The 12239-nt window shown below is 52.9% G+C and carries 15 protein-coding genes; 3 read left to right on the top strand and 12 right to left on the bottom strand.

What is annotated here, in order from left to right; genetic code table 11:
• Positions 1-89: 89 nt before the first annotated feature.
• From MTP40_RS09530 to MTP40_RS09520, 3 genes are all read left to right on the top strand, one after another.
• Positions 90-785 (top strand): response regulator transcription factor, encoded by a 696-nt coding sequence (locus MTP40_RS09530; RefSeq protein WP_005927600.1) that lies wholly within the window; start codon positions 90-92, stop codon positions 783-785.
• Positions 782-2152 carry a sensor histidine kinase gene (locus MTP40_RS09525; RefSeq protein WP_005927602.1) on the top strand — a complete coding sequence of 457 codons (1371 nt, stop codon included), beginning with the start codon at positions 782-784 and terminating at the stop codon, positions 2150-2152. Before MTP40_RS09530 ends, MTP40_RS09525 begins: the two co-directional genes overlap by 4 nt.
• Before the next feature lie 102 nt (positions 2153-2254).
• Positions 2255-2620 carry a helix-turn-helix transcriptional regulator gene (locus MTP40_RS09520; RefSeq protein WP_005927604.1) on the top strand — a complete coding sequence of 122 codons (366 nt, stop codon included), beginning with the start codon at positions 2255-2257 and terminating at the stop codon, positions 2618-2620.
• Between the two features lie 169 nt (positions 2621-2789).
• On the opposite strand, the gene MTP40_RS09515 is transcribed toward MTP40_RS09520, so the two are convergent.
• From MTP40_RS09515 to MTP40_RS09460, 12 genes are all read right to left on the bottom strand, one after another.
• Complete coding sequence (locus tag MTP40_RS09515) at positions 2790-4205, bottom strand: relaxase/mobilization nuclease domain-containing protein (protein WP_117762123.1); 1416 nt, start codon at positions 4203-4205, stop codon at positions 2790-2792.
• Positions 4206-4284: 79 nt separating this feature from the next.
• Positions 4285-4575 carry a CD1845 family protein gene (locus MTP40_RS09510; protein ID WP_009901657.1) on the bottom strand — a complete coding sequence of 97 codons (291 nt, stop codon included), beginning with the start codon at positions 4573-4575 and terminating at the stop codon, positions 4285-4287.
• 175 nt (positions 4576-4750) lie between these two features.
• Positions 4751-5092: a plasmid mobilization protein gene (locus MTP40_RS09505; protein WP_117567870.1), complete on the bottom strand. Its 342-nt coding sequence runs from the start codon at positions 5090-5092 to the stop codon at positions 4751-4753.
• Positions 5092-5274: a DUF4316 domain-containing protein gene (locus MTP40_RS09500; protein ID WP_003500078.1), complete on the bottom strand. Its 183-nt coding sequence runs from the start codon at positions 5272-5274 to the stop codon at positions 5092-5094. Before MTP40_RS09500 ends, MTP40_RS09505 begins: the two co-directional genes overlap by 1 nt.
• 12 nt (positions 5275-5286) lie before the next feature.
• Positions 5287-5910 (bottom strand): hypothetical protein, encoded by a 624-nt coding sequence (locus MTP40_RS09495; RefSeq protein ID WP_442900416.1) that lies wholly within the window; start codon positions 5908-5910, stop codon positions 5287-5289.
• Between the two features lie 99 nt (positions 5911-6009).
• A complete protein-coding gene (locus MTP40_RS09490) occupies positions 6010-6411 on the bottom strand; it encodes a cysteine-rich VLP domain-containing protein (protein ID WP_117440917.1) in 402 nt (133 codons plus the stop codon).
• A complete protein-coding gene (locus MTP40_RS09485; RefSeq protein ID WP_003500082.1) occupies positions 6412-6603 on the bottom strand; it encodes a hypothetical protein in 192 nt (63 codons plus the stop codon). It lies immediately after the preceding gene.
• Between the two features lie 2 nt (positions 6604-6605).
• Positions 6606-7253 (bottom strand): DUF4366 domain-containing protein, encoded by a 648-nt coding sequence (locus MTP40_RS09480; protein ID WP_249259243.1) that lies wholly within the window; start codon positions 7251-7253, stop codon positions 6606-6608.
• A complete protein-coding gene (locus MTP40_RS09475) occupies positions 7240-7506 on the bottom strand; it encodes a DUF4315 family protein (RefSeq protein ID WP_005927622.1) in 267 nt (88 codons plus the stop codon). The genes MTP40_RS09480 and MTP40_RS09475 overlap by 14 nt, the downstream gene beginning before the upstream one ends.
• Positions 7507-7528: 22 nt before the next feature.
• A complete protein-coding gene (locus MTP40_RS09470; protein ID WP_249259242.1) occupies positions 7529-9196 on the bottom strand; it encodes a C40 family peptidase in 1668 nt (555 codons plus the stop codon).
• A 279-nt stretch (positions 9197-9475) separates the two neighbouring features.
• Positions 9476-11905 carry a VirB4-like conjugal transfer ATPase, CD1110 family gene (locus tag MTP40_RS09465; protein ID WP_442900415.1) on the bottom strand — a complete coding sequence of 810 codons (2430 nt, stop codon included), beginning with the start codon at positions 11903-11905 and terminating at the stop codon, positions 9476-9478.
• Positions 11823-12209, bottom strand: coding sequence for a PrgI family protein (locus MTP40_RS09460; RefSeq protein WP_003500106.1), 387 nt, complete (start codon positions 12207-12209; stop codon positions 11823-11825). The genes MTP40_RS09465 and MTP40_RS09460 overlap by 83 nt, the downstream gene beginning before the upstream one ends.
• Positions 12210-12239 lie beyond the last annotated feature (30 nt).

Below are 12239 nucleotides of genomic sequence, written 5' to 3'. Positions count from 1 at the left end.
CTTGAGTTTACTTTGAGATTTCAAGGTCAGAATAGGCATTTTACCTATCTTGAGGTATAATAAGAGCAACAAATAAAAGGTGGTGCCTTATGAACGATAAAAGAATCCTTGTAGTTGATGATGAAACAGATTTGTTGGAGATGGTAAAATCTATTTTTACAAGAGCAGGATTTACACAAATATTGACGGCTTCGTCTGGCGAGGCAGCCTTAAAAATGTGTGAGGAACAAGAACCAGATATGATGATACTCGATGTTATGATGCCTGGTATGGATGGGTTTGCTGCATTAAAAGAACTACGAAAGACCAGCAAAATTCCTGTCTTAATGCTAACAGCTCGTGGCGAGGCTGAAGATAAATTTGTAGGCTTTGAAAATGGTGCAGACGACTATCTGTTAAAACCATTCTTACCAAAAGAATTACTATTTCGAGTACAGGCTATATTGAAACGCGTTTACCCGGAGAAAGAGCGGAAAGTGTTCTTTGAAGCTGCTACGGTTGATCTGGAAAAAGCAATCGTCCAGAGAAGCGGAGAAAATATTTCGCTGACAGCCAAAGAGTTTCAACTTTTTGAAAAACTGTATGAAAATCAAGGCAGGATCGTTACCACAGGCGCATTATGTCAAGCAATATGCGGTGATTTCTGGCAAGGATACGAAAGTACATTAGCAACTCATATCCGACATCTAAGAGAAAAAATCGAGGAAAATCCTTCAAAACCAGTTGCGCTTGTAACAATTAAAGGAATTGGGTATCGTCTGAATATTAAGGGGGTGCAAACATGAACAAATCAGAGCGATTTTTTCGCCGCTATATATTTTCAATAGTCAGTATCATCATTCTCTTTCTATTCGTCAATATTTTGTTAGTAGCCTCTTTCTTTGCAGCCGCCTATTTAGGGAATGTAAAAAACTCAAATTTCCCGATTGAAGATTTTTCAAATCATATCACAGAAACTAACGGGCAATTCAATGCCGATATACAGGCAGAGGACATGTTAAACAATGCTTGCGCATGGGCCATGATTTTGGATGAAAATGGAAACATAATTTGGGAAATGAATGTGCCGGAAGAATTGCCGCGCCACTATTCCACAACGGACGTTGCTATGTTCAGCCGTTGGTATCTTAACAGTTATCCAGTTAATATTTGGAATCGACAAGGCAGCCTTTTAGTTGTTGGTTTCCCGCAGGGATATGTAACGAATTACTACACTTCCATCAAAACTCAATATGTTCGGCCGATAGCGTTTGGATTTTTAGCCGCTGTCTGTATCAATGTTTTGTTAATGTTGTATCTATTTGTCCGAAATGCCCACCGGATTGAAAAAGCTATGGAGCCGATTTTGAATGGCATACGACATCTTTCATCCGGGCATCCCGTTCATCTGGAAGAAAACGGGGAGTTAGCAGAAATCAATGCCGGTTTGAATAAAGCCGGTGATTACTTACTAAAAAAAGATAACACCCGCGCCGAATGGATCAGGGGTATTTCTCACGATATACGCACGCCGCTTTCTATGATTTTAGGGTATGCCAGCGAAATTGAAGAAACTTCTTCTTTGCCGGAAACCACCAGAAAGCAAGCGGAAATTATCCGCAAACATAGCGAAAAACTAAAGAATTTAGTTGAGAATTTGAATTTGACTACAAAACTGGAATATTCCATGCAGCCTATGCAAAAGCAAACACTTGTCCCGGTAGAATTGGCGAGGCAAGCCGTAAGTGAAGTTTTGAATGATGGCCTATCAGACAAATATGAATTAGAGCTATCAGAAGATAATCCCGGAAAAGCTATCACTATTACTGGCGATCAATCCTTACTAAATCGGATGTTATGCAATTTAATCAGGAATTGTATTGTCCATAATCCAAACGGGTGTAGGATACAAGTATCAGTAGGAAGCTGTGATAGAACGTGTACCTTTTCTGTAATAGACAATGGCTGTGGAATAAGTGAGCCGCAACTAAACACATTGAATAACGACAGAGATATTTCCAGTACGCAAAAGCAAACGGGAGAAATCGAGCATGGGCTGGGTCTTAAAATCGTGCGGCAGATTGTGAAAATACATCAAGGCACAATTCAATTTTCTGATACTGCCCCGCACGGATTAAGCGTAGAAGTTGTTATTCCAATAGAAATATATTAACTTATAATAGACAGACAAAAACAAGAAATAAAATACTACCTTACATCAAATTTCATTACATTCTCATAATTCAACCCGAAATGTACAATGATATAGGGTGATATGAGAATGAACCAAGATGAAAGAAGGTTTGACTTTCACGGCCTCGGGTTGGCGCTCAAAAGAGCCAGAGAAGAAAAGGGCTGGACACAAGCCTATGTTGCGGAATTAGTAGACCGTGACTCCCGCACCATTATGAATATTGAGAACAAGGGGCAGTATCCCAGCTTCGACCTTTTTGTTAAACTCATTACCATGTTTGACGTCTCAGTTGACCAGTTTATTCATGCGGATGGAGGGGCAAGGTCAAGCTCTTGCAGAAAGCACATTGATGTGCTTCTAAACTCCATGAATGAAAAAGAGCTTGTCGTAATAGAAGCCACAGCCGAGGGCATTAAGAAAGCCAGAGAAACGGAGGTTCCAGAATAAGGGCCTCTGTTTTTTTGCGCCATTTTAGGGGCTGCCGCTAAGTGGCAAGCAATGCCTCTGTGGCCACAAGTGACACAAAGGCGGCTTGTTGGGGCTCGCCCCAAACCCGTATCTTCGGGCCAACATGGCCCGAAGTGTCAGCGTCGCTTTGCTCCTTATTTTCATAACCTTAACGCTCCTTTTCCTGCTTTCTTCCCGGCTCGGTGTAGCCCATCAGAGTGTCAATGTTCGCCTTGATCGTGACGAGCTCCTGCATATCCCGTCGTGCCTTCTGGTATTCTCCATAGAGCTGTTTTTTCTTTGCTGTGAGCTTGCGGCCTTCCTCCTTCAGCACATCCATTTTAGGGAGCTTCGCCCCGCCCAGCAGAGAGCGCATTTCCGCTTGTGCAGCCCGGTACAGTTCAAGGTCGGCCTCATGCTCCGCAAGGAATTTCCGGCTGTACTTCGTCGCCTTATACTGCTCAAAGACTGGGCGGGTTTTGGCATACTGAACCGTTGCGGCCTTTAGCCCGGCATTGGTTTTCATGGCCTGTTCCGTCTGCTTGACCTGTTCGGAAATAACATGGAAACGGTCTGCCGCCTCGGTGGCTTTCTTCGCCAACTGCTCATAATCGGTCAGGTTATTGTCCTGTATATAGGCAAGAGCGGCGGCCATCTGCTTAATGTTAAATACCTTCGCCCAGCGTTCATATCCCGGCCCCTTACCGGCAGCCAGCTTTGCTTGAATATCCACCGCCAGACTGATTTTCCGCTCCGAGCGCCCGGGGCGTTTTTCTTTGCCCTCAATGGCGGACAGAACATCTTGCAAGTCGTAGCCGTCCCCCAGCGTGGAGGCACGCAGACGGGTGAAGCGTTCCTGTCCCTGCCCGGTCAGCCGGAAGCTGATACCGCCGCCCCGAACCGTCTTGACCTCATACCCGGCCCGCTTCATCAAATTGAGAAATTCGTCCAGATCAGCGGGGCGTTCCGCCAGCGCAGTATCAATAGCAAGGCGCAGTCGGTCCTGATAGGAAAGCGGCCCTTTCCGGTCTTTCTGCCACTCCCCATAGTTCCGATACTTGCTCTTGCTCCGGGGCTTCGGGTTCTCCACGATGGACAGCCCGTTTTCAAGGCACAGCCTGTCAGAGAGCCGCCGAAGGGCGAAGCTGGAGCCCCAAAAATTTCGGAATTTCCGGGTGCAGTCAAGGGTGGTGGAGTTGTAATAAATGTGACAATGGATGTGCTGCTTATCGGTGTGCGTGGTAACGATAAAAGCGTGCCGCCCCTTTGTCCAGCGCATAGCCAGCTCATAGCCGATACGGTTCGCCTCCTTCGGGGTGATCTCGCCCGGATAGAAGGATTGTCGTATCTGATAGCACAGCACATTATTTTCTTTCTTCTGTTCCCGGCCCGTCATAGCGGCATAGCTGGCCTTTGCCAAAAGGAACTCGTCCGCCACGGTGGCCGGATCACATTCATAAGCGGAGATATACTTTCCGCTTTCTGTTTTCTCCGGGTCCTTGCCATAGTCCAGACAATCCCGGATAGCCTCAGCAATCGTTTCGCCTTCGCCCGCATGGCGCTGTAACAAAGTTGTGGTAGCCAAAAATCATTCCTCCTTTCCATGAGAAAGGGGCGGCCCATTCAGACCGCCCCGACTTCGGGCCAGTATGGCCCGAGGCTGCTTAACTTGCCAGAAACCGGTACAGAGCGGATTTGCCTCCGTCCAGCGCCCAAAGAAGGGAGCCCGCCGCCGCTTGCAGTCCATACGGCGAAAGAAGGAAGGCAAGAAACAGAAATACAATCCCGCCTATGGGCGTCGGCGTGAAAAAGAGAGCGACACCCAGCACCGCCAGGATCACAGAGGCAATCGTCAGCAGGACGGCACAAATATCAAACAGGAACACCAGCAGAGCCGCCAGAAGGGACAACGCTAAAGCAAAGGGAGCAACCAATATTTTCAGCAGTATCTTCATCTTCAAAACCTCCTTTATCTATCCTTCCTACCTCTATTTTATCATGCCTGCCCGGGGACATAAATGTTGCGAAAGATTAGTAAATCCTGTCCCAAACCTTCGGGTCATACTGGCCCGAAGTGGTAAAAAAAGAGCAGGGCGGCAAGCCCCGCAACGGAAGCCTGCCGCCCTCGTCTTACTTTGCCACCAGCTCGGAGAGCTCCCGCAACACCTTTGACACCTCGCCCCACAGCTTTTCATAGTCCCGCTTCAATCCGTCGATTTCCTCCGGGTACACGCCATAGGTATGTGCGTGTACGGCAACCTGATTGAGATTGTTAGAACAGCGCCGTTGCAGAGAGATCAGCTCTTTTACGGGCGCAAGGTCGATGTGCAGGATATACCCATTCAGAGCCATTTTCCGTACATAGGCCCCGGCGTTGGAAATGCCCACCTCAGCCATCCGTTCATGGATGGCTGCCAGCTCGTCCGGCGTTACCATGACGTGCAGATGGACATTCCGCTTGCGGTTCTCCATCAGCGTTCCAGCTCCCGGCCTTTCCGGCGCTCTTTGGGTTCCTTTACCTTATCAAGCGGTTTTGCGTCCAGCTCCGGGGGCGTGGGTGGGATGGGCGTGTTGTTGGGTACGCCGTCGATCATGTTGCAGTTCTGCTCTGTGGAGAGCTCGGCGGTTTTCAGATAGTTGTCTTTTTCGTGCATGGCGATCCTCCTTTATCGTTCCTCATGGTTTTTATGGCTCCGCTTCTGGCCGGGCTCCTTCGGGGGTTCCTGCCCTCTGGTTCCTTCTTTGAGCCGGGCGGTAATGGATGGGCGCACCCGGTCGGGATTGCCCGGTGCTGGTTTCAGTTCATAATCCTCCATCTGCTTTTCGGTCAGCGGCTTTGCGTAGGTCAGTTCGCCCCATGCCATCAGACTGCCGTCTGCCACAGGACGCCGCCTGTCATCGTCGTAGTTGACGATGGAAAGAGGCTGGTTATCCGGCAGCTTCGGGTAAGTTCCTATGTCCACGGGCCGCTGGGTGGAATAATAGCGGTAAACGCCCTCCGGTCCGAGCTCGGTATGCTTGACCGCCGCATGGTAAAGCTGCTGATAGTCGTCCACCCGGCGGTCAAAGTCCCTCTGCGCCCACGCCTGACTGGTTCCATAGCGGCCCCAGTAGTAATCCCGATGGCTGTTTTCCCCATCGGTAAACTGCAAGGTCACAAAGGGGCTCGGCGCTCCCGGATTATGCCCCAGCGCAAAGCCGTGTCCGGTTTCAAAGGTGGCAGCTTTCAAAATCACATATCCTTGTACTGTCTCCAAGAGATCCCTCCTTTCTGTGCCTCGGGCTAACATGACCCGAAGTGCTGGATGTTACGAAATAAGAGGGCAGACCGGGGAGAAATGTAATAAGATATTCCCACCCCGGAAACACCCTCAAAAAAGCCCGGAATGTCAAGCCTTTGGAGGCGGCAAATCGTAACAGCCGCCCGGCCTTTTCTCCCGCATTTTCCTCATGCGTTCCCGGCTTTTCCGACGGTTTCCTTCGGCCTTGCAGACGTCGGAGCAGTAGGCTTGACGCCCCTCGGGCAAAAACGCCTTTCCGCAGACCGCACAGGCCCGCAGTTCCGGGGAGATGCCTTCCGTTGTCAGCGCCGCTTGAAGCTCCGGGTCAAGGGGCAGGACAGCCTCACGGAAGTAACGGCAGTACGCCCCTGTCCAGCACTTGTGCAGCATATAACAGGCACAGTCCAGAGGAAGGCACAGGCCGCTTTCCCTGTCATAGTTGGCACACATCCCCGTGACCAGAGAACGGATTTTCTTCTTCTCGTCACGGGTCAGCTCCCGGGCGTCCATTTAAGACTTCGGGCCACGATGGCCCGAAGGGCGGGGCTCCACGATCAGCGCCCGGAACTTCTTCCGGCACTGTTTTTTCTTTCCTTTGCACTCCTTGTAATAACGACATCCCTTACAAGGGTCGTCATTGTCCCAGCCGGGGTGCGGTACTTCCTTCATCATTCGTTCAAAAGGGCTGCTTGTAAAATTCATTCTCATTCCTCCGTATCTTCCTCCCACGGCGGGGTATCTTCGTCCTCGGGTTCCTCTGCGATCTCCTCCAGCTCCCCGTCCTCATATTCGCAGTAATCATCTTCCAAATCCGGGGCCTCATGCTTCGGCTTGTAAATCTTGAAATAGTAACCAATCCCACCGCCGGCCAGCACCACCGCACCGATCAGGAGCAGAGAGAGAAGGGGGCTGTCCTTTTTCTCCGGCTCGGGTTCCGGTACTTCCTCCACAGGTTCGGTGGGCTTTGGCTCTGGCTCCGGGGTCACTTCTTTGGGCGGTTCCTTACCCTGTTCGGCAAGAGGAAGAAGGTCGTCTACGGTAACGGTATTGAGGAAATAGACATTCTCGCTGGTTTTCTGTTTGTCGATCACCAGATAAAACACGCTTTCGTCTGCTGTGGTGATGGTGTAGAACTCCTTTCCATCCTCGTCAGTGGCGTTGTCCACCACGGTTCCCGTCCCGTCCGGGGTAAAGGGGTTCTGGGTTTCCGGCTCCGCTTCGGTTTCCACCGGGGCGGGCGTTGTCTCCGGCTGCGGCTCGCTGCTCTGGGCGTAGGCCGGGACCGTAAAGATCAGGCAACACAAAAGGCTGGCAGCCATCGCCGCCAGCCTGCGAAATTTAGTTTTCTTCATGGGCTGTGTCCTCCTTTTCGGGTGCCTCCGGCTTCGGGTCAGTATGGCCCGAAGCGGTAAGGCTGTTTTTGGGGTCGTTCAGAAAAGCCATCAGCTGGGCGGGGGTCAGTTTGAGGGAGCGCACCGCCTGCACGATCTGGCTGTTTTCTTCCTCCTGTTTCTGCTTTTCCAGCTCCCGGATTTTGGCCTGCCACTCGGCAGCCTTCTCCCGGGCTTTTTCCAGTTCCTTATCGAGCTTGTCGATCTTGTTCATGCAAGGACTCCTTTCCTCTGGCTCACAAACGCCCGAAGGCATAGAAATGTGTCTGCCAGTAGCTTGAATTGATGTTTGCGTATTGGATGGGGGACCCACAATGGAGCATCATCCCGTTGCCCACATAAATCCCCACATGGGACACAGGGCCGGGGCTGTCATAGGTTCCCGTGAAAAAGATAATGTCGCCGGGCTTTGCCTCGGAGGGAAAAATGTTAGCACACTGGTTGTAAATGCCCTGCGCTGTGGTACGGGGCAGGTTGTGGACGCCGCTGGCCGTGTACACCCAGCAGACAAAGCCCGAACAGTCAAAGGAAGTGGACGGGCTGGAGCCGCCCCACACATAGGGCCAGCCGATGTACTTTGTGGCTTCTTCCATGAGCGCCGCAAAAGCCGGGTCATCCAGCGCCTCGCCGGGTATCTCATAGCTGGGGCCGGTATCTTCGCCGCCGTTGTAAATTCCTTCCCACAGATAGGGTTTGTTGCCCTTGAGCTGCTGCATAACGGTGTAGATTTCCCGCTGCTGTTCGTTAAGTCTCGGCAGGATCACGGCGGGCAGCGTCTTGTTTGTGAGGGTCACATTTAAGATGTAATACTCATAGGAGACTTCCTCGGTGGTGGTTTCCCCGGTCTCCGGGTCGGTGCTGGTTTCGGTGCGGTAGCGTATTTCGACTTCCTCCGTCAAGGTCAGCTCATACTGTGCCTCGAAAATCTCCCGCAGCTCGTCCTGCACCTGTTCCCGGAAATATACATGGTACTTTGCCGAGAAATAGGACGCCAGCTCATAGGGGTTATGGCCGATCTCGTCCACGGAATAGCGGTACTCGTCATAGCCGGGATGGGTGCTTTCGATGTTCGCTACCGTCTGCGCCAGCTCGTTTTCCAGTGCCGTGTAGTCCTCGTCCACCCCCAGCAGGTCCGTATCCTCCGAGGCGTAGGAGGTGCCGGATAACGCATTGGCAAGGCCGCTGCCAAGCGTGGGAAAGATGGAGCTTACCGCCGACACAAGAAAACAGAGCAGCAACAGCAGGAGCAGGACCAGCACCGCCACTGGATGACGGGTCACAAACTGCGCCGCCCGACGGGTCGCAGTTCCCGAAGCGGCAGCGGTTTTCCTTGCGGCCTTTGCGCCCTGTTTTGCAGCCGCCTTTGCTTCTTTGGAATACCGGCGTTTCAGTTTCCATTTCTGCTGCACACGGGAAAGCGGATTGCTGGCAAGCTCCGGGTGATCGGAAGCCATCTTCTGAAAATCCACATTGGCCCGGGCTTTTATGTCCTTCCGTTCCCACTTTGCCACCTTCCGGGCCGGGTGTTCCCGCCAGCGCCGTTTGGCATACCGGGCCAGTTTCCGGGTCCCGGCCTCGGCGGTCAGCTCGGATTTATGCGCTCCTTCCACACCCACATTTTCATGCTCGACCTCGTGTATCTTGTTGTGGACATAGAACCATGCTTCTGTACGGGCTCCCCGGACTGCCTTTTTTGCAAGCCCCGGCGGCTTCTTCGCTGCCCGTTTTGCCTCGGTCTTGTCCAGTTTCTCCCGGGCCTTTCCCAGCTTTCCCCCGGCGTGTTCCGCTTTTGCCTGTGCTTTCTGATACTTGTCCTTTTTGCTCCCGGCCTTCTCGGCGGAGCCCTCCGGCTCCTGTGCCTTGCCGGTATCCTGCGGCCCGCCCGCTTCATCTTCCTGCCTCATGCGGTCAGAGGGACGGCTTTTCCGTCTGTCCTCTTGAAACTTGCCGCTTTTGGACTTCGGGCCATCGTGGCCCGAAGGACTGTCCTGCCCGGTATCCTCGTCCTCAAACCGCAGGCGTCGGGATGGTGCGGGGGAAGGCCCTTCCCGTTCAGCCGGTCCGGGGCGATTGCTCCCGGTATCCTCCGTCGGCCCCGGCCCTTGAAAATTCTGTTTGTCCGGTTTCTTTCCGATGATGTATCCCTCCTTTCCAAACCTCGGGCCATCATGGCCCGAAGTGTGTTATGCCCGGTTCATTTCCTGTTTTTTGTCCTCCGGGCGGGTGGTCATAATGGCGTACAGCTCTGTGTTCTGCGGGAAGCGGTCAACAAACGGGATGGTGGTGTTCCCGAAGAACAGCAGCCCTTCGCCGGAATTGGTATGGGTCACATAGGAAAGCTGATGGGGGCTGATCCCAAGCTGTTTGGCTAAAATCTGGCGATCCCCCTGCGCCTGCGAGAGCAACACAAGGAAGTCCGAGTTTTCAAAGATGTTCTCGATCTCCGGGCTTGCCAGAAAATCCTTCACGTTCTGCGTTAAAGCACTGGGAACGCACCCTTTTTTTCGCAGCATTTTCCAGATCGCCACACAGTAGCTTGCCGTCAGCCGGTCACGGAGCAGCACATGGAACTCGTCGAAGTAGCACCATGTAGCGATACCACGCAGGAAATTCATAGACACCTGCGAGTTTACCAAGTCCTGCATAATGAGCATGGCAATCGTCCGAAGCCCGGCCCCCAGCTTTTTCAAGTCAAGGCATACCAGACGGCGGTTCAGGTCCACATTGGTTTCATGGTTGAACACGTTAAGGGAACCCGACACATAGATTTCAAGGGCAGTTGCCAGCCGTACCGCCTCGCCCTCCGGCTGGCAACAGAGCAGGTCATACAGGGTTTGGAGGGTCGGCATTTTGCTTGTTTCTGGGTCCTGCAAGTGTTCCCGGTACATCTGGCGCACACAGCGGTCAATGACGGTACGCTCCACCGGCTGCAAGCCGTCCTTGCCGCCGACGATCAGCTCCATCAGCGACAGGATAAAGTCGGCTTTCAGCGCCATCGGATTTTCCTCGTCGAAGCTCAAATCAATGTCCATCGGATTGATGTGGTGGGGGCTGTCCGGGGCGATCTCGATGACCTGACCGCCCAGCCGCTTGATAAGGGGCGAATATTCGCCCATCGGGTCAACCACAATGATCCGGTCACGGGTGGCAAGGAACACGTTCACAAGCTCCCGCTTTGCGGCAAAGGATTTGCCGGAGCCCGGCACGCCGAGGAACAGGCCGTTGGGGTTTTTGAGCTTTTTCCGGTTTGCCATGATGACGTTATGGGAAAGTGCGTTGAGCCCGTAATAGACGGCTTCGCCATCCATGCGGAGCTCCTGCGTCATAAAGGGAACGAAAATGGCCGTGGAGCTGGTCGTCATGCCACGCTTGATCTCAATGCCGTTATGACCCAGCGGAAGGCTGGAAAGAAAACCGTCCTCCTGCTGGAAGTCCAGCCGCTTCAAGGTGCAGTTGTATTTCTGGACGATACCCGACACCGTGAACAGGTCATTGTCCAGCTCCCGGCGGGTCGGGGCCATGTTTACCACAAGGAAGGTCAGAAGGAACATTCTTTCATTCCGGCTCTGTAAATCTTCCAGAAGGGTCTTTGCGTCGTTGCTGTACGTCACAAGGTCGGGCGGGAGTATGTCCATGTCGTACCCGGCCCGGGCGGCCTTCTTTTGTTCCTCCACCTTCATCTTGTCAATGTCGGAGACTTTGGCCTTGATGGATTTCACGGCGGCGGCCTGATCGACGGTTTGGATATGGAGAGTGATGGTCATTTCCGCATCCATTTCCAAAAGCTCCGCCAGCAGCTTGTCCGAGAGCTCTGAGGCCAAAATCTGCAAGTAGGAGGCAGCGCCCCAAGTCGTCCCCACCCGGAACAGACGGCTGAAACGAAAATCGAAACTGTCCGGGGCGATAAAGTCTTTGGTGGAAAGCCCGGTTTTGGGGATCATATCCCATGAAAACCGGAAGGGGGAGCCGCTGCCGGGGTGAAGCTGCCCGTGAAGAAGCTCCAGTCGTTCCAGCCCCGAAAGGGAGCGGCACTTGACGCCCAGCTTTTTGAAGTTCCCGCAAATGTCCGCCTCTACACGTTCCAGCCTTGCCCTGGCGGTGGAAAGGTCGTCCACGTTCACGCCGAAGGTCAGGAGCTTTGTGCGAACAATGCCGTTGTTGCTTTTGGCGATCTGGTTTTCCAGCATTTCCACATACTCACACCGGACGCTGTTGTAATCGTCATCCTGCATGGGGATGTTCACGCTGTACCGGCTGCCCGGGCGGCTTCGGTGGTTGAGGAAGGAAAGCTGGAACGGAAGGCTGCTGTCAAAGTAGTTGAGGCAGGCGCTCCACCCATCAAAGATGGCTGCCTGATCTTCGGACTGTGCGAGCTGGTAGTTGATGTCCTCGTATTCAATGGTTTTGGTGTAATAGCGGTCCGCTACCCGGCACACCCCGTCCCGGTACATTTCCCGGTAAGGGAGGGTCTGCTGGGCGGTGGTGGGAATGTTCTTTCCTTTCGTGAACAGGCCGGTAAGGCCCTGCTTTTCAGGCTTTCTGCCTGCGGGCTTTCCGGCCCTTCTGCTGTTTCGCAATCGGCTGCGCCTCCTTTCTGGCGCTAAGCAGCGCATAGAAGTTTTCGGTTTTGTAAGGCCGCACACGGGGATAGAGGAACCGGGTGCGGATGATGTTTTTCAGCACTTTTTCCAGCGGCAGACCGTCCCGCTCATACATAGCCAGAAAGAAGAACGGGAGCATGAGGCCGATCATCAGGAACATGGCGGCACTGTTCCCGATACTGCCACGGGAAAACAGGTAAGCCGGGAGGCCCACCGCCGCCGCGCTGGAAAAACAAACAAGCTGGCGCTTCGTTAGGTTGAAGGCCAGCTTTGTCTTGATTTTGGAAAGGTCTTTTGGTACTGGCACATAGGCCATTTGGGTACACCTCCTTTACTGCTTCGGGCC

This window comes from Faecalibacterium sp. IP-3-29 (assembly GCF_023347335.1).
GTDB classification, from domain to species: Bacteria; Bacillota; Clostridia; order Oscillospirales; family Ruminococcaceae; genus Faecalibacterium; species Faecalibacterium duncaniae.
The sequence above is the reverse complement of the archived record's forward strand: the minus strand, read 5'-3'. Positions and strand labels throughout refer to the sequence as shown.